We start from the raw sequence: 17,636 nt of genomic DNA on the forward strand, positions 1-17,636 counted from the left end.
AGGACAAGAATCCCAAGCCCAGGTTATGTTTCGCTGCATTCGAGCTACAATATACTTGAGCAATACATTAAATGATTTGAGGCAAAATAGATGTTTAAAAACTCCACTCTTTACAAACCTGAAGCCACATTAATGCACGTCAGAAATGATATGAGCATTTGTCAGAGTGACTACCCTATTGACTGGTATCAAGAGGAGTTTATTCCCTATGCCCAGGAATACCAAGCTCTTCCAGATAGAAAACTCACAACGGTCCTCGCTTGGATGACTCCTTATCTTAAAAAAGCTCAAGATCATTTTGGTGAGCGATTACTACTCCTAGCTCATTATTACATGGGTGGTGATATTGTCCGCTTGGTTGAACAATTTGGCGGACTTATTGGTGACTCTTATCAATTAGCCTTGATGGCAGCGGAACATCCTGAAAAATCCGTCATTATTGAATCTGCCGTGCATTTCATGGCTGAATCAATTAGTATTTTGGCGAATAAAAACCAACAGGTTTATATAACCAATCCTAAGTCCGGTTGCACCATGGAAATGCTTGCCAAAGATTTCATGGTTGAACCTGCGTTCCTTGACTTGAATGAACGGTATGGTTCCGAAAATATTTTACCGGTTTGCTATATGAATACATCGGGTCGAGTCAAAGCGTTAACAGGTGCCCAAGGTGGAGCAGTTTGCACAAGTTCCAATGTAAAAAAAATATTTCAATGGGCTCTAAAACAAAATAAAAAAATTCTCTTCATTCCCGATCAACATATGGGTGAGAACGTCGCTTATTGGTTAGGGATAAAAAATCTTGCCTATTGGCCAGGTGGGACTGCTGGCGCGCAATACTCACTTGCGACTCAAGATTCCAAAACGCTAAAACAATTTGATGAGGCCCAATTAATATTATTCGCAAGCCAATGTGCAGTACATACCCATTATCAACCTGAAATGTGCGATTACTGGCATAATCAAGGGTACACCACCATCGTTCATCCAGAATGCCGAAACTCCGTAATTAAAGTAGCACAACATTCAGGTTCCACAGCGTTCATCTGGGATTATGTAGTCCATGATCGGGCCAAAACCAAACGTTATGCCATTGGTACCGAAAATCACATGGTAGAAAATCTAAAACAACACTGCAAAAGCTTAAATATAGAGGTAGTCAATTTGGCAGAGGCCCCTAAAAAAGAAAATGAAAAAGGAATCGGTTGTGGCTGTGCTACGATGTCTCGCAATGATCCCCCTCATTTAGTTGCACTTGTTGATTTACTCAGACAAGGAAAAACCATGTCTTATAATGAGGTTAAAGCTGGTGATGTAGTCAATGAATTTACCGGAAGTAGAAACAGATTGCCTGGAAATGATCAGCAATGGGTCATCGATCATGCTAAAAAGTCCCTGCAAATGATGATCGATATCACTGAAGATCGCATTTAAACATCTAAAAGAAATGTAGCCTGAGTGCAGCGAAACCCAACTGCACCTGCTTACTTAAAGCTATCTCCTGGATCCCGCGAACAAGTCGCGGGAGGTGGGAGGTTCAGAGATGTGTGTAAGACTCAGTACTTATACCCTGATTATTTAATGCTTAATGACAAGCACAAGAAGGTGATTGTGTGCCGTCCTTACATTTTAAATGGCCAGTAGCGGCATCACATTGAGCTACTCCACCATGTTTTGAACAACAACCTTTAGAACTTGTAGTAGTTGTGGTAGTCGTTTTAGTTGTGCTTGTAGCAGGTTGAGTCGTGGTTGATTTTCCGCCCCACCAACCTTTAGATTTAGTGGTTGTCGTTGTGGTGGTTGCTGGAGTTGTTTTTTTAATGGTATGTGATTTTGTAGTAGTTGTACTCTTTGTTTTCTTACACTTACACGTTGGAGAAGCGGTACCATCCTTACACATCTGAACCCCAGTAGTACCATTACAAGAAGCAACTCCCCCGTGCCCTGAACAACAAGCCGCATAGGCCCCAACAAATGGACTGCTCAATAAAAAAAGAACAGCTATAAATCGATTTACCCATCTTGAAGCTAAATTAGCATTTTTCATTTGAAAACTCCATTTCAGTAAATGACATTAAATAATATAGACCATATTTATTAAAAGCATAAAATTCAGTTGAACTTCATCAGCTTATAAACAGGAACCATGCAAAATTAATGTACTGCAAATAGGCTCATTCCTTGAATGATTAATTAGCATTCTTAAAACCAAATAATCCCTTAATCTTGGCAAAAAAACCTTCCGCTTCAGCCTCAAGTTCACGGAGCTCACTTAATTTCTGAACCATACCCATTTCTTCTTCATTGAGTTCCACTCCAATTTTGCTCAATGCTTGCTGCGGATCTTCTTTTAGCTCATTAAAAAAATTGGGATCATTCTTTATAGCCTCCATTACAGCCATAATCTTGGGGCTTTGACTTGTTAATGTACTAAAATCCATAATTTCACTCCTTTGGCTCATTAGATTTTACAAAAAATCTATAGTAATTTTAGTACATAAATGAATCTATTCGCTGATTTACTGCATTGGAGTTTCTAACTCATGCTGTATAAAATTGACATTGCTCTAATCCTTGCGTACAGACAAAACCACCTAAAGTATTAATCCAATTATAATCAACACGCGATGGAATTTTGGTACGAACTTGCCACCAAATTGAATACTCCCCTATCGAATTCCTATAAGTGCAAACCACTCCTTGTCCATATCCGGCAACTAAAATATTAGCCCGTACGAAATAAGTATCTTTATCCCCTTGTGGACGATTAGGTGAATAAGGATTCTCTACCCAAGGGTCAGGAGGAACGCCCCATTTTAAGGAGGTGGTTTGTGGATCGGGACAATTCACGGCATGACTAATAGTAACAAATTGTGTAAGAAAAAAACTAAAAATAATAAAATGATATCTCTTCATAAATCCCTCGTTAATCATTCAATATTTTTTAAATAATATATACAAAAATCCATTGTGAGAATTTATTTCTTTGTTATAATGGCCGCTCAAATGCCTGGGTGGCGGAATTGGTAGACGCGCCGGATTCAAAATCCGGTGGTGGTGACACCGTGTGGGTTCGAGTCCCACCCTAGGTACCATAAATAGTTCTCAAAATTAAACTATATTTATCTCGCTAGTCCATTGCGTACAAACAAATTCAAATGTCATCTAATCTTTATTCATCCCAACATTACTGCTGTTAATTTTTTGATAATCTGTTTTAAATCATAAAAATAAAATCCGCCTATACTATAAAGAAGCGTAACAGAAGCTAAGGAAACAAGATGTCGACTAAGTGGATAAAGAGTCATCTGACTTTGCTAGCTGGGCTGTCCTTACCAATTCTACTCATGCTTGTTTTCGTTATTTCAAATATCCCTTTCTTCAAAACAGATCCGCCCCGTTATAGTCTGCTATTTTCTATTGTAGACTCCTCCTCTTCCCCTTTTCCTGTGCAAGTTAATCTAGTCGTTAGAAATGATCAGTTGGTTGCTCAATATAGCAAAGTGCAAAACAATTCTAATTGGGGAATAAAAAAGCTTTATTTATTTGATGCTAAAAAACAAAAAGTACGAGAACTACCTTTAGATTTTCCGAATTTTAACAATAGCTCAAATTTTAAAGAAGAAGTGGTGAAGTCAGCCAAACCATTTAAACTGGATACCTCACTCGAATCTCCTGACGGCTATGTCTTGCATACTACTAGTGATAATTTAAATACAGGATTACTCTCAGATCTTTTTTTAGGTAGTAATTATCGAAATAACGCGATCTGTCTCAAAAAAAATTCCACCTGCGTTAAACTATCCAACCTAAGCACAGGACGTTATTTTACGCCAAATAATGTTCAATTTATTGGTTGGGTTAAACCATGAATAAAGACGACGCATTACAAAAAATTGTTGAACTCGCCAAACGTTATCAAATTGACATTAGAGAAATAGCCTTAGCTTTAAAACCAACTCAAACGATAAGCCCTGCGGATCAAACAAATTGGTTAAATAAACTCTATAGCTATATAGGCGGCATACTCATCTTTGCAGGCATTTGTGCTTTGATTGTCATGAAATGGCAAGACTTTAATATCTATGAACGTGTCACCTTGACTCTGGGTTTTGGTTTTTCATCATTTATTTTGGCCTTTGTATGCTTAAAATATCCAAATTATCAAAAAGCTTCGACACCTTTATTTTTGATTGCCCTATTTCTTGAACCAATAGGATTAGTCATCTTGTTGCAAGAATATAATTTGATGCTACCCATAGGGTGGATATTAATCATAGCGGTTATTTACTTCGTTCATCAGCGTTTTGCAATTTTATCGGACAAAGTTCTTATTCTTGCAATCACCACTGTTGCATTTGGATGGATTCTTTTTGTTTATACAGCTGGTAATAGCCGCATTATTTTAAATTTAGGTTTTGGATTTTTATTCTTCTTGCTTGGTCTTTACCACCAAGAAAAGCAATATAAAATCACAGCTCCATTATTTCTTGTTGGTGCGATTCTTGAAACAGGTGGTTTACTTACCCTTTTGTCGCAATATACTTCCCTATTGATGCCTACATGGGGAGTACTTGTTGTTAGTTTCATTCTCTTTTTGCAACATGGCATTGCATTTATAAGCACCAGAATTACGGTACTGGCTTTTATTACTTTAATGTTCCTATATTCATTTTTCCTGGCAGCATTTGAATTACTTGGTGTACCAGAGCGCTTAAAATGGTTTGTTCTTAGTAGTTCATTGCTCGCTGTAAGCTCATTTATAAATCATTCAAAATACCAAAGTATCGCGGGATTACTCTTTTTTATATCCTCATTGGCACTGCTTTTAGTAACTTTCGACATCGTTAAAAATCAGCCCTACGAAATACTGTATTTAGGATTAGCTTGTGGTTTAATGTATATGGCGATTATAGAAAGCAGTCGCATCTTACTTATAAATGCCAGCTTGGCAACATTGTGCTTTATTTTATATTTCTCAAGCCAGCATTTCCCCCATACTATAGGCTGGCCCATTACCTTGATTATCATTGGACTTCTATTAATCGGGGTTAGTGGTATTGTGATCAAATTAAATAAAAAATACATGTAATCCAACTTAATTACTGAATTGGATTCAATTGGCCTTCTTTTTCTACTGTATTAAGGTCTTGTCGGTTTTCTTTAGTTTGATCTTTAATCAAAATCAAAAAGGGTATAAATGCTAACGCGAATAAAATAGAAAGTTGATACAAACCAACCCATCCTATCGCCATTTGAATGCTTGCAGCAACAGGGCCGGAAATAATACGAGGTATCGTCGATAAAGCCACCAGCATTGAAAATTGAGTTCCGGTATATTGTTTGTCAACCAAACGCATGAATAAAGCAACCAGGGCTGTAGATCCCATTCCAGCTGCAAAATTGTCAAAAAATACTGCAATTGCTAATAAACTTACGTTCTTTCCTATCATGGCTAAAACAAGAAATAGAACATTGGTTAATGCTTGCAATAAACCAAAGAAAAGTAAGCAACGATATAAAGAAAAACGCATCAATAAAAATCCTGCACCCAAACCTCCAAGCAAGATAGCTCCAACTCCTAACATTTTATTGATGTAGCCAATAGTCTCTAAAGAAAAACCTAGTCCTTGAATTAAGAAAGGCATGACAATTCCACTTGTAGTGGTTGTGAATGCTTCACCCAACTTATAACAAAAAATAAACAGCAAAAGAGGAACCACTCCTGGACGTAATATCAATTCCTTAATTGGAGCTAAAAAAGATAAAGCAAAATTATTCTTTTCTTTGATTTCAACACTAGGTTCTTGGCTAAAGACAACCGCAAATATACCTGCAATCATCATAAAACCCATAAAACGATAGGTAAAAGCCCAACCTAACTTTTGCGCCATAACCAAAGCCAAACCACCAGATAATAATAGAGCGATCCGGTATCCTAATACTGCTAAAGAAGCTCCTAATCCATGTTCACTAACTGGCAAATATTCTGCTCGATGCGCATCGATCGCTATGTCTTGAGTGGCAGAAAAGCAAGCTAAAACTAATGCAAGGAAGGCCATCAATTTAGGATATTGTTCTGGAGTAAACCAGGCCATAAAGTTAAAGCCAAGAAGCAATAAACATTGCATGCTTATAATCCAACTTCGTCTTTTACCCATACTGAATAAAGAATAGCGATCCAGGATAGGCCCCCAAAAAATACGATAAGCATAGGGCAAACTAATTAGACTTAATGTTCCGGTAGCAAAGACTGACATTCCACTGTATGCAAACCATGCTTGCAAGGTACTGCTGATTAATGCCATTGGTAAGCCAGAGGAAAAACCTAAAATGAAAACAATAAATAGGCGTTTGTTCATCTTGCAGATCTCTTAAAGGCAGTCGAATTCTTCTCTAAAAGAAAAATCCTACTCCTATTTTTAAGGAGTAGGATACGATAAGGTGGGAAATCCCTTCATCATTGATTAGGCTTTTTTCACAGAGATCAAATGAATTTTAAAAATCAAAGTTTCATTTGGACCTATAGGACCACCTACACTACGTGGGCCATAAGCCAAGTCTGAAGGCACATAAATTTCCCATGTAGAACCAGCAGGCATTAATTGTAATGCTTCTGTCCAACCAGGAATCACTTGTGATACTTGGAATGTAGCGGGTTTACCTGATTTCTCAGTGCTATCAAATACAGTACCATCAATTAAAGTACCAGTGTATTCAACAGTTACTGTATCAGATTTACCAGGCTTATTACCTGTACCTGCTTCAATAATTTTATATTGCAAACCACTTGGCAATACAGTTACACCAGATTTTGACTTGTTAGTTGACAAAAAAGCGTCACCTTTAGATTTGTTCTCTTCAGCTTTTTTGTTAAATTCTGCGCTGCGTTTTGCCATCAGATCTTTCTGAAATTTATTCAGAACATCTTTCATTTGTTGTTCGGTCAAAATCAATTGGGCACCAGACATACCATCTTGCATTCCTTTAGCCAATGCTTCCGGATTAATATCAATACCTTGATTTTTGAAGTTTTTTCCTAAATCAGCACCAATACTATAAGATAATTTATCTTTATCCGTAACAAGCGATGTAGCATCAGTAGCAGCCATTGCAGTAGACATTGCCAGCCCCATAATGGCCGCAGTGACCAATTTCATCTTCATAAAGAATCCCCTTGTAGTCTTACTATTGTGCATATCTTCCCAATTGTTGTATTGAAAGATATTGCATTCTAACTAAAATGCAACATAATTCTGCCTAAAATCACATGAAATTACCAGCATTTAAGTACGATTAATTGTAACTATATTATAAAGTCTATCGCTTTGAGGCTCTTAATGCATATCTCCGGTCCGGATTGAGCCACAGCAAAAATATATGACAAATCACAAAGTCAATAGTTAACTATAATTAAAATAGACAAATAAATAAGATCCCTCTACACTTTGCACTAATTGTAACTAGAGATGACGCACATGAACATCAGTGTATTTGATTTATTTTCCATTGGAATTGGCCCATCAAGTTCTCATACTGTAGGCCCTATGCTTGCTGCTAATGCCTTTTTAAAATTACTTGAAGAAAGACAAGTCATGAATGAGGTTCAACGAGTAAAAATAGAACTTTATGGTTCACTCGCCTTAACCGGAAAAGGCCATGGTACAGATAAGGCAATTTTAAATGGGTTGGAAAATAAAACACCCGAGACTGTAGCTCCTGAATCAATGGTGCCTCGTATGCATGAAATACTTAGTTCTCATACGTTAAAGCTTGCAGACAAAAAGAATATTAATTTTAACGAATCCACTGATTTTCTTTTTTTACAAAAAGAGCTCTTGCCCAAACATTCAAATGGGATGCGTTTTTCAGCCTTTGACGCTCAAGATAGTTTGTTAATTGCGCAAGTTTACTATTCAATCGGTGGTGGTTTTATCACTACTGAAGAAGACTTTTCCAAAGTTACTGAAGATACAAATTCACCTCCATACCCTTTTGCTACAGCAACTCAACTCTTAGAGCTGTGCCAGGAGAATAACTTAAGCATCGCCGAATTAATGCTAATTAATGAAAAAACCTGGCGTAGCGCAGATGAGATCCATGCTGGTATTTTAGCAATTGCCCAAGTCATGGATGATTGCATTTCCACTGGATGCCAGCATGAAGGTATTTTACCTGGAGGGCTTAATTTAAAAAGACGAGCTCCTGATTTATATAAAAAGCTTATGAACGAAAAAGGGGTGAAAAGCGTTTTTGAACAATCCGATATCATGAACTGGTTAAATCTTTATGCTATGGCCGTTAATGAAGAAAATGCGGCTGGTGGGCGTATCGTTACCGCACCAACTAATGGTGCGGCGGGCATTATTCCTGCAGTACTTAAATATTGCCAACGCGCCCACGATAAAATGAGCCATGAAGACATATATACCTATTTTCTTACAGCCGCTGCGATAGGCATACTTTACAAAAAAGGAGCATCCATTTCTGGTGCTGAAGTAGGATGCCAAGGTGAAGTAGGTGTTGCCTCTTCTATGGCTGCAGCAGGTCTTACTGCTGTTCTTGGCGGTACCGTAGCTCAAGTAGAAAATGCTGCTGAAATTGCAATGGAGCATCATTTAGGTATGACCTGCGATCCAGTATTAGGTTTGGTACAAATACCATGTATTGAGCGGAACGCGATGGGTGCAGTAAAAGCAGTCAATGCAACGCGAATGGCTCTTATTGGTGATGGTCAACATCAAATTTCTTTAGATAAAGTAATCAAAACGATGAAACAAACTGGAATGGACATGCAAAGTATTTATAAAGAAACCTCTATGGGAGGTTTGGCAGTTAATTTGCCAGAGTGTTAAGAACAAATAAAACCACATTGTTCACTGCTTTGTTTTATTAATTTTTCTAAACCGGATATACGATGTCTTTGTATTCCTTCACTGATCTGTTGAACATCCTCTGAAGAACTTAAACTTAATGTAGAGGATGTTTCACTTGTCGCTCCTACCAACTTTTCCATTTTCTTATTAACTCTCATATTCCTGTACTGTTCATCATTCAAACGATCTCTAACAAAAAATGAGTTCCGATCAATAGACCCCCATGCAGTCTCCCCTTTGCCGTTTACAATTTCATCTTTTAATGCGGAGTCTCGGACTTCTCGTTCTAAATCACTAGTTGATTGTTTCGTACGTAAAAGCCGCACATGTAAAGAACTAATAACCATATTAAACTGATAGATACTGTCAAGTTCATCTTCCATAAAACAACATGCCATAGACATGCGAAACCGATGCATCGTTTCAACAGCTGCCCGTATTTTTTCCTGTTGTTGATGAGCGCTCATATAATCATAAATTGGACAGTAACTGTCTTGATTCGATAACATGGAAATACTATCGGTAGCAAAATAAGCACAAATACGACCTTTAATTTGCAAAGTATCTGAAGGAATATAGACCGTTAACGAGCATCGTTCACTTAAACTGCCAAATCGCATCCTGCTGCTTAATAAACTCGTTAAAACAAGTGATTGCTCGAAGCCCAGCGGGTCACAAATCAAAATATCCAATCTCGGAGCATTCGTGGTTCTCTTAAAATTGAACTCTAAAAAAGACCAATGATTTAATTGTTCACTTCCATCCCATTTTGAAATAGCAATTTGAAAGCGTCTATCTTCATCAGAATATTCAATCATATGTTCAATGAGCTCAGTTAATAAATCTATCTCATCGGTGCTCATTGCGAATGTTGTAAATTTTCCCTCCTTTTTCACTCGTTTCATTTCTTTTAAATATAAGAAAAATGCCATAAGGTCTACTGAAATATTGGCAGGCGTATCACAAAGGGCGAGCATTTCCTTGATTTCTGATGTGCTTTTCATAATGGACACTTTGAATTTTGGCTATTTTATTAATCTAAATGAGATTCACTCAAATCGAAATATTTTATTTAATGCCAGAAAAAAAATTTATTTTTCGATTGATTGATACTTGTGTTTTGTGTTTTGTGTTGTATCATGGCGCTCTTTTTTAAAGCAGAGGAAAATAATAATGAAAATAACTCGCGAATGGATGAAAGAAGATGGGAAACTTGATCTTGTTTCCAAGTCTCAAAAAACATTAGCACAGAGCACAACCGGCCAACAGGTTTTACTTCAATATGGCCTTTTCAAAGCAAAAGGTTTGACAAACCAAGCACAAGAAATTAGGGACAACGTGAACAATGCTATGGAGATAGCTTATGAACAAGATACAAATGCTATTCAAATTGAGAGAGTTGATTTGGGAAATACCAGTTTCGGCTTCTAATTTAAATCTAAATAGAGACTTGCAGCAACTCCACTCAAGTCTCTATTCTCATCTAAACCTAACGTAGCACTAAAGAAACCGGTGTCGCTTTCACCTAAAATCGAGTTCTGGCAACCTATACTATCAGTTAACAAATATCCAAGCATCCGAGTGCTCTTTAGAAAAAAATAAATCGCTCATTGCATAACCTACCACCGCTGCAAGCTTATCATTAAAATAAACCAATGGAACGTGCTCCCTCAACCAGGGTGGGATTCCCCATTCTTGGAATAATTTTTTTAACCGCTTGGTCTGCCCATGCCAAAAAAACTCTTCGCCTCCTTGTCTAAATCGGACAAATATTTTTGTATCAGGAGGAATTACTAATCCCTGACTGTTTTTTTTCGCCAATAAATTAATGCCTGCATTGGGTATGAGTAAAGGCAAAGGAAACGTAGACCACTCAATACATGACGTTAAAGTGCTGGCATTTTGTTTATCTAAATATAAATGTTTTTGATAACGACGTACGATTACATCCCCCCAACTCACTTCAGGAACCGCATCGTGACTCGCGAAAATCACTTCATCAATCAAGCGTTCAAAAGTAGCAGCTGAAGGCAGCTGGACTTGATTATTTTTCAACCAAACCCTGAGTATATTTGCAATACGATCACGGCAGAGTTTGTGTAATGGAGTGACCAATAAAGAATTGCTTGTTAATGCCTCTTGGTTCTCTTTCAAGACCATATCTTGCGCCGCCAGTACATCTAGATTACGTTTCGCCTGTTGGCAATGCAGCGCTGTTCTTGCAATATTACCTACAACTCCAGGCCATTTTCTTTGCAACAAAGGAATAATTTGCTGACGTAGGTAATTGCGGGAATAGCTGATATCTTGATTGCTCTCATCGTTAATCCAACTTAATTGATGCAATGCAGCATAATGCTCCAATTGCTCACGGGAATGGCTTAAAAAAGGCCTGGCAATGGTTCCTACTTCAAGTTGATTCAAATCAACCATAGCAGCCAGCCCATCGACTCCAGTCCCGCGAAATAGTTGTAGAAGTACTGTTTCTGCTTGGTCGTCTAGATGATGTCCTAAAATTAAGCAATCTTGTTCTGTCATTAAAGAAGAAAAAACTGCATAACGTGCAATTCGAGCCCCCTCTTCAACATTCGCCGAACGATCAAATTGAACTGACCGGGTAATTAAATGAATACCCAAATCCTGACAAAACTGTTGGCAGTGTACTTGCCAAAGAGAAGCATTAGCACTAATACCATGATTTACATGCACAGCAACCAATTTTGCAAGCAAAGTCGAGTGGGAAGCAAGAACATGCAACAGCACAGTTGAGTCAAGCCCACCACTAAAACCCACAATTAATTTATTAAAATGACTCAGGCAAGAAAACCACTCGGCACTTAATAAAGGTTTAATCGATTGCTCCCATAGCCATAAATTTTTGATATCGTTTTTCGACCAATTGATCTAAAGGCAACTTCTTTAGGGTACGTAATTCGTTTACTAAAAGATCCTTTAATCGTGCAGCCATGTCATCGACATTACGGTGAGCACCACCTAAGGGCTCAGGCACTATCAGATCAATTAATTTATTTTCCAGAATCTTATCTGCGGTGATTCTCATCGCTCGTGCAGCTTCACTTGCTTTAGATGCATCCTTCCAAAGAATCGAAGCACAACCTTCAGGAGAAATTACTGAATAAATGCCAAACTGGAGCATTAATATACGATCTCCAACCCCAATTGCTAATGCACCTCCAGATCCAGCCTCTCCAGTTACCACACAGATAATTGGCGTTTGAAGACGTGACATTACAAAAAGATTACGCGCGATTGCTTCAGATTGATTGCGTTCTTCAGCACCGATTCCTGGATATGCTCCTGCAGTATCAATAAATGTAAAAACAGGCAATTTGAATTTTTCAGCCATATTCATCAAACGTAAAGCTTTTCGATATTCCTCTGGGCGAGCCATACCAAAATTACGGTATACTTTTTCTTTAGTCCGTTTACCTTTCTGATGACCAAGTACCATCACAGGTTCACCATTCAAACGCGCTAAGCCTCCGATAATTGCAGGGGCTGAAGAACAACTTCTGTCGCCATGCAATTCCTGGAAATCAGTAAAAATACGTTCGATATAATCTGTTGTTTGTGGTCTAAGCGGATGCCTTGCCATTTGTGCAACTTGCCAAGGTTCTAGGTTTGAAAAAACTTGTGACGTTAGCTCAGAACATTTTGCTTGAAGTCGCGCTATTTCATCACTTAAATTCACTTCGTTATCATGACCTATCATGCGAAGTGCTTCAATTTTTTGATTCAACTCTTCGATGGGTTGCTCAAAATCCAAAAATTGTCGGCTCATTGAATACTCTTTGGTGAATTAAATATCATGGTATATGATAACCTTAACCGACAATTGATGCCAGATTCAAACAAAGCATATGATCATTACTGGATTCACCCCTTTAAATACAGAAAACTGCGTCTTAAACGAAGCTCGAATTGATCTTTGGCAATTTTCTTTAACTCATGAATTAAAAAATGCATATGAACTCTTAAATCGGGATGAGCAAGCGCGTGCAGAACGATTTTATTTCAGCAGACATAAACGCCGTTTCTCTACTGCCAGAGCAACTATGAGAATCATCTTAGCAAATTATCTAAATACTTCAGCGGAACAACTGGAGTTCACCTATAATGCTCACGGGAAGCCCGAGGTCATTAATGCTACAAAGTTGCAATTTAATATCAGCCATACTGGAGATTTGGCACTCCTTGCAGTGGGAAAAAACTTTCCCATGGGCGTAGATATAGAACAATATTCAGCTCGTCCTTATGAAGGAATTGCGAAAAATTTGTTTTCTGATCAAGAATATGAAGAGTTTATTAAAGTACCCCCTGCTCTAAAACCCGCTGTTTTCTTTCACGTTTGGGCACAAAAAGAAGCCTTTATTAAAGCCTGTGGCTTAGGACTTTCCTACCCAACCAAAAATTTTAGTGTCCCCATCTCCATGCCAACCAAACAATTGGTGAATGATCCCTTACATAATATGACTTGGCAATTACGCTCTTTCATGCCTGAAGTTGCGTGCAGTGGTGCGTTATGTCATCACCCTACCGTAAGAGAAATCAGACATGGATTTATTCATCTACAACAAAATAATAATTTGATTTTTTAGGTTTACATCAATGCACTTCACTCCTTCACAGCTCACATTATTACAGTTGCTTGGCGATGGAACCTGTCATAGTGGTTCTGAATTGGGAGCAACTATAGGTATTACCCGCTCAGCAATATGGAAACAAATTAATCAGTTAATTGAAGCAGGGATCCCTATAAAAAGGATACGACATCAAGGATATCAACTCACTAGCCCGCTGATTTTATTAAATCAACAACACATTATGGAGCATCTCACGTTACAAAAAAAAATGACTCCATTCAATGTGCATGTTGCGACTTCCATTGACTCTACAAATCGTTATCTTAAAGATTTGCCTCCTACAAATGGTGTAGATATTTGTTGCGCTGAAATTCAAACCCAAGGGAGAGGTCGATTTGGCCGTCACTGGCACTCACCATTTGGAGAAAATATTTATTGCTCAAGTCGTTGGAATCTTAACTACGACTTTACCAAACTTTCAGGATTAAGCTTGGTAACCAGTTTGGCCATAGTGGCAACACTTAATGAATTAGATATCTCATCTAACATCAAAATTAAATGGCCAAATGATATTTTGTGGACTCACAAAAAGTTATGCGGTAGTTTGATTGAAATATTGGCTGAATCCAACGGTAGTATTCAAGTCATCATAGGTATTGGTTTAAATGTTAATACGGATACACAAAACCATCCTCTTCCTGACAAACCCTGGTGTTCATTATATGAAATAACCAAACAATATTTTGATCGTAATGTGCTCATTGCAAAGCTGATTATCAACTTGGAACACTATTTAACCAAATTTATTCAACATGACCTAAACTCTTTTATGGATGAATGGAATAAATCGGATTATCTGTTTGGAAAAAAAATTAAAGTAACTCAATCCTTAGATACTCTATCTGGAATTGCTTGTGGAATTAATCAGCTAGGACAATTAATACTGCAAGATGAAGCAGGAACTACATATTTTCTCTCATCAGGAGATACATCGCTTCATGAACAATGATAAAGAATTATTAAATATGAAGGAGATTAAAGAAAAATTAAGGGTTCGTCCCGAGCATTTTCAAGTGCTCGGAACTGGATGAACTGCGAGGAAATCGATTATACTGCTTCTTCAGACTCGTCTGATTGTTTTTCTTGTTGTATGCGCAAATAAATTTCTTCACGATGGACAGATACATCTTTAGGTGCATTAATACCTAAGCGAACTTGGTTACCTTTCACACCTAACACGGTAATATTAACATCATCACCAATAATTAAGGTTTCACCGATACGCCGAGTCAAAATTAACATAAAAATCTCCCTAACAAAGCAGCTACCTATTCCTCCACAGAACGCTATCCATGGTATTCTTGATAGCCAAAAAACGACTAAAAACAAAAAAATATTTGTTATACGAATTTAATTTTACACTGTGATTATTAACAGAGTATTAAGAAAACGGTTAAATTATCTCTTTTTACCCGGTTTCGTGCAAAAAATTTTTGTTCTTGTTCATCTTGAGACAATAAGATCACCCAATTGATGAGAAAGAGCACCTACACTTGTGAATTATTTATTCTGAGGAGAGAGGCTATTTGGCCTCCAAACCAGGATAAATAACATGGTCAATTTTGGGAAAAACAGATTAAAATATAATCTCAAAAAATAAATGTTTATAAGTCAGAAAAAATGAATTAATTAATTTTTCATTGATCACCAGTCGCAAATTTCCTTCATTTAGGGATATACTTACCAAACATTATTAAACAGGAAACTTTGCATGTCCTTGAAGGCCATGTACAACGACAACACTGAAAACTATGCCATGGCTAATCGTTTTGGTGCAATTAGCCAGAGTCATCAAGTAGCAATTGAACAAATGAAGCACTTTTATTTGGGAATGAAACCTCATTATAAAATTCTTGATTTGGGGGTTGGTGATGGTGCATTTCTAAAAAAACTAGAACAAATTATGCCGCAGGCAGAATTCACAGGAATTGATGTTTCTGCAGAGATGTTAAAGCATGCCCGTGAAAAATTACCGCTTATCACCATAGAAGGTAGTGCTGCGCAAGCAAGTAAGTTCTTACCACCTCATAGCCAAGACTTAATTCTGGCTCACTTTATTAATGCTTATATTCCGATTAAAGTTTTATTTCACGAGGCCAAACTACTAACCCGAGCAAATGGTCATTTTTCTATGATTACAACAACCTATGATTCATTTCCGGTCGCTCAGCAACGTCTCGCCGAATTTATTACAGAGGACTCCGTTTTAAGCAGTGTTGTAGGCCATTATTACAAGTCCATTGTAAAAAACACCACTGTTGCTGCGAATAATAATGAGTTGATGCATGCATTCAAGCAACACCAATTTGAAGTCATCGCTCACCAACGTCTAGAAATACCTATCACTCTAAATAATATTGATGAATTAGCCCTTTTTGGTATTGAAGGAACGTGGTTTCTCAACACTTTGTCCATCAGGATGTTGCCAAAAATATTTTTAATTCAAAGACTTAAGCGCCTGTTTAGCAAAATATTCACTTTTCCTTATCATGATACTCACATAATTGATGTCGTTCTTGCTAGAAAATGATAATCTGGTAATTATCTTTGGGTAGTGGGGTAGGAAAAATGATTTCTCAAGAAGTGAAGAATTATTTACCTGAATTGGCTCTCCGACAAAAACAAGCCAATAACATCATATTTATTACCTTCTGGAGCCAATTCTCTGTATATGCACTAAACACCATTTTAGTTTTGTTTTTAACCCGTCCGGTATGGTCTCAAGGTTTAGGATATAGCCAAGCCAAAGCCTATGCTTTTATTGGCGTAGCCCATGCAATGGGTTATTTGATGCCCATGTTAGGTGGGTATATGGCAGATACGGTGGTAGGAATTAGAAGGTCCATACTTCTTGGAAGTATTTTATTAGCCATTGCCTATTTACTGATTATGCTTAGTGGATACACCGTTAGCTCTCTAGGAGATACTTTTTTTATTGCCGCATATGCATTTATTCCTGCGACTAACTCTCTTTTAATGGGAACCTCTTCAAGCATGGTCTCGCATATTTATTCCGATGATGCTATTAAGGCAAAATCGGCGATGACTTACTATTACATAGCAATTAATGTAGGAGCATTATTAGCTACTTTAATTGCGCCCCTACTCTTTGAAAGCCGTTATGGACCGCTTTCTATTCTTACCTTGACCTTTGTAGGAAAATCAATAGCCGCTTTAAATTTTGCAAAGCGCTATTCCATTTATGAAAATGTCATTTGGGGTAAAGACCAATCTAAATTTTCCAAATCAGGCATAGTTCGTTTAATCGCGTATATCGCCACTATTTATACGCTAACCTTATTTGCCTATTCCCATGTTTACATCGCCAGCACAATTATTGCCACTGGGTGTGGTATCGGAATTGTATGGTTTTTAAGAAAAACGCTTACTCTGCACGGTATTGTACGTGACAAACAAATGGTCGCGTTGCTGCTCATCGTGGAGGCCGTTGTTTTTTTTGTTATTTACAACCAAATGAATAGCACTTTAATTTTATTTGCTGAAAATAATTCTGACCATAATTTATTTGGTTTAACCGTTTCGCCAGCGCATTATCAAATATTAAATCCATTACTTATATTAGCTATTGGTAGCCAATTACCGCGGTTCTATAAAATATTTCCACACTTTACCATTCCCTATCAATTTGCAGCAGGTACAGCGCTTGCAGGCATTGCTCTTTTAGTTATGTCCTTCGCTGCTTCTACCACTACTACTGGAATAATTAACGGCAACTATATTGCTTTAACCTATATTCTCATTTCTATTGCTGAATTATGGGTCAGTGCAATTGGTTTAAGCATGGTAGGACTTTATTGTGATAAAAACTCAATTGCCTTTGCTATGGGGGTATGGTATCTCGCCAGTTCGTTAGCACATGCTATCTCAGGAAGAATTGCAGCCTGGGTGGCAATTCCTAATACAATTCATTCGCCTATAGAAAGTCTGCCCTATTATCAAAACTATTATTTGGTTCTCGGTTTATGCGCTATGGGGCTGGGTATCATCATGTATCTTTTCGCCTATATTTTACAAAAAATAATGAAAAAAAGAGGCGTTATTTTAGGTTAAAAGGTACGCAAACATCCAATGAAAC

19 protein-coding genes and 1 tRNA gene are annotated in these 17,636 nt (G+C 37.5%); 10 read left to right on the forward strand and 10 right to left on the reverse strand.

The features are described from left to right. The first annotated feature begins 90 nt into the window (after window positions 1-90). Window positions 91-1,434, forward strand: a complete 1,344-nt coding sequence (gene nadA / locus ACWTEW_RS27275) for a quinolinate synthase NadA (protein WP_454781225.1) — start codon at window positions 91-93, stop codon at window positions 1,432-1,434. Between the two features lie 151 nt (window positions 1,435-1,585). Here the strand turns inward: nadA and ACWTEW_RS27280 are convergent, their stop codons facing one another. From ACWTEW_RS27280 to ACWTEW_RS27290, 3 genes are all read right to left on the reverse strand, one after another. Then, window positions 1,586-2,047 carry a hypothetical protein gene (locus ACWTEW_RS27280; RefSeq protein WP_454781226.1) on the reverse strand — a complete coding sequence of 154 codons (462 nt, stop codon included), beginning with the start codon at window positions 2,045-2,047 and terminating at the stop codon, window positions 1,586-1,588. 142 nt (window positions 2,048-2,189) lie between these two features. Beyond that, window positions 2,190-2,441: a hypothetical protein gene (locus ACWTEW_RS27285; protein ID WP_454781227.1), complete on the reverse strand. Its 252-nt coding sequence runs from the start codon at window positions 2,439-2,441 to the stop codon at window positions 2,190-2,192. Between the two features lie 100 nt (window positions 2,442-2,541). Continuing rightward, window positions 2,542-2,916 carry a DUF3757 domain-containing protein gene (locus tag ACWTEW_RS27290; RefSeq protein ID WP_454781228.1) on the reverse strand — a complete coding sequence of 125 codons (375 nt, stop codon included), beginning with the start codon at window positions 2,914-2,916 and terminating at the stop codon, window positions 2,542-2,544. Between the two features lie 92 nt (window positions 2,917-3,008). On the opposite strand from ACWTEW_RS27290, the gene ACWTEW_RS27295 reads away from it, so the two are divergent. From ACWTEW_RS27295 to ACWTEW_RS27305, 3 genes are all read left to right on the forward strand, one after another. Continuing rightward, window positions 3,009-3,095: transfer RNA gene (locus tag ACWTEW_RS27295), tRNA-Leu, on the forward strand. A gap of 186 nt (window positions 3,096-3,281) precedes the next feature. Further along, window positions 3,282-3,872 carry a hypothetical protein gene (locus ACWTEW_RS27300; RefSeq protein WP_454781229.1) on the forward strand — a complete coding sequence of 197 codons (591 nt, stop codon included), beginning with the start codon at window positions 3,282-3,284 and terminating at the stop codon, window positions 3,870-3,872. After that, the gene (locus ACWTEW_RS27305) at window positions 3,869-5,092 is read left to right on the forward strand and encodes a hypothetical protein (RefSeq protein WP_454781230.1); all 1,224 of its coding nucleotides are present in this window, start codon (window positions 3,869-3,871) and stop codon (window positions 5,090-5,092) included. Before ACWTEW_RS27300 ends, ACWTEW_RS27305 begins: the two co-directional genes overlap by 4 nt. A gap of 10 nt (window positions 5,093-5,102) precedes the next feature. On the opposite strand, the gene ACWTEW_RS27310 is transcribed toward ACWTEW_RS27305, so the two are convergent. Then, window positions 5,103-6,362 (reverse strand): AmpG family muropeptide MFS transporter, encoded by a 1,260-nt coding sequence (locus ACWTEW_RS27310; protein WP_454781231.1) that lies wholly within the window; start codon window positions 6,360-6,362, stop codon window positions 5,103-5,105. A gap of 105 nt (window positions 6,363-6,467) precedes the next feature. Further along, a complete protein-coding gene (gene bamJ / locus ACWTEW_RS27315) occupies window positions 6,468-7,166 on the reverse strand; it encodes a BamJ family beta-barrel-assembly machinery protein (protein ID WP_454781232.1) in 699 nt (232 codons plus the stop codon). Between the two features lie 312 nt (window positions 7,167-7,478). On the opposite strand from bamJ, the gene ACWTEW_RS27320 reads away from it, so the two are divergent. Further along, window positions 7,479-8,855 carry an L-serine ammonia-lyase gene (locus ACWTEW_RS27320; RefSeq protein WP_454781233.1) on the forward strand — a complete coding sequence of 459 codons (1,377 nt, stop codon included), beginning with the start codon at window positions 7,479-7,481 and terminating at the stop codon, window positions 8,853-8,855. Here the strand turns inward: ACWTEW_RS27320 and ACWTEW_RS27325 are convergent. Continuing rightward, window positions 8,852-9,880 (reverse strand): hypothetical protein, encoded by a 1,029-nt coding sequence (locus tag ACWTEW_RS27325; RefSeq protein WP_454781234.1) that lies wholly within the window; start codon window positions 9,878-9,880, stop codon window positions 8,852-8,854. The two genes, ACWTEW_RS27320 and ACWTEW_RS27325, sit on opposite strands and share 4 nt — an antisense overlap. Before the next feature lie 169 nt (window positions 9,881-10,049). On the opposite strand from ACWTEW_RS27325, the gene ACWTEW_RS27330 reads away from it, so the two are divergent. Continuing rightward, window positions 10,050-10,307, forward strand: coding sequence for a hypothetical protein (locus ACWTEW_RS27330; protein WP_454781235.1), 258 nt, complete (start codon window positions 10,050-10,052; stop codon window positions 10,305-10,307). On the opposite strand, the gene ACWTEW_RS27335 is transcribed toward ACWTEW_RS27330, so the two are convergent. Genes ACWTEW_RS27335 through ACWTEW_RS27345 form a run of 3 tightly spaced genes read right to left on the reverse strand, consistent with a single transcriptional unit; the run spans window position 10,304 to window position 12,678 of the window. Beyond that, complete coding sequence (locus ACWTEW_RS27335; protein ID WP_454781236.1) at window positions 10,304-10,453, reverse strand: hypothetical protein; 150 nt, start codon at window positions 10,451-10,453, stop codon at window positions 10,304-10,306. The genes ACWTEW_RS27330 and ACWTEW_RS27335 overlap by 4 nt on opposite strands. Continuing rightward, window positions 10,431-11,759, reverse strand: coding sequence for a tRNA lysidine(34) synthetase TilS (gene tilS / locus ACWTEW_RS27340; RefSeq protein WP_454781283.1), 1,329 nt, complete (start codon window positions 11,757-11,759; stop codon window positions 10,431-10,433). Before tilS ends, ACWTEW_RS27335 begins: the two co-directional genes overlap by 23 nt. Then, window positions 11,725-12,678 (reverse strand): acetyl-CoA carboxylase carboxyltransferase subunit alpha, encoded by a 954-nt coding sequence (locus tag ACWTEW_RS27345; protein WP_454781237.1) that lies wholly within the window; start codon window positions 12,676-12,678, stop codon window positions 11,725-11,727. The genes tilS and ACWTEW_RS27345 overlap by 35 nt, the downstream gene beginning before the upstream one ends. A gap of 79 nt (window positions 12,679-12,757) precedes the next feature. Between ACWTEW_RS27345 and ACWTEW_RS27350 the strand changes: the two genes are divergently transcribed. Together ACWTEW_RS27350 and ACWTEW_RS27355 are read left to right on the forward strand one after the other, a co-directional pair. Continuing rightward, entirely contained in the window at window positions 12,758-13,495 is a 738-nt protein-coding gene (locus ACWTEW_RS27350; protein WP_454781238.1) for a 4'-phosphopantetheinyl transferase family protein, read from the forward strand. A 10-nt stretch (window positions 13,496-13,505) separates the two neighbouring features. Continuing rightward, window positions 13,506-14,489, forward strand: coding sequence for a biotin--[acetyl-CoA-carboxylase] ligase (locus tag ACWTEW_RS27355; RefSeq protein ID WP_454781239.1), 984 nt, complete (start codon window positions 13,506-13,508; stop codon window positions 14,487-14,489). Window positions 14,490-14,587: 98 nt separating this feature from the next. Here the strand turns inward: ACWTEW_RS27355 and csrA are convergent, their stop codons facing one another. Continuing rightward, entirely contained in the window at window positions 14,588-14,782 is a 195-nt protein-coding gene (gene csrA / locus ACWTEW_RS27360; protein WP_010654169.1) for a carbon storage regulator CsrA, read from the reverse strand. Window positions 14,783-15,251: 469 nt separating this feature from the next. Here csrA and ACWTEW_RS27365 point away from each other — a divergent pair, with 469 nt between their 5' ends. Then, complete coding sequence (locus ACWTEW_RS27365) at window positions 15,252-16,070, forward strand: class I SAM-dependent methyltransferase (RefSeq protein ID WP_454781240.1); 819 nt, start codon at window positions 15,252-15,254, stop codon at window positions 16,068-16,070. A gap of 38 nt (window positions 16,071-16,108) precedes the next feature. Continuing rightward, window positions 16,109-17,611, forward strand: coding sequence for a peptide MFS transporter (locus tag ACWTEW_RS27370; protein WP_454781241.1), 1,503 nt, complete (start codon window positions 16,109-16,111; stop codon window positions 17,609-17,611). Window positions 17,612-17,636: the final 25 nt, after the last annotated feature.

This window comes from Legionella stuttgartensis, assembly GCF_977063405.2.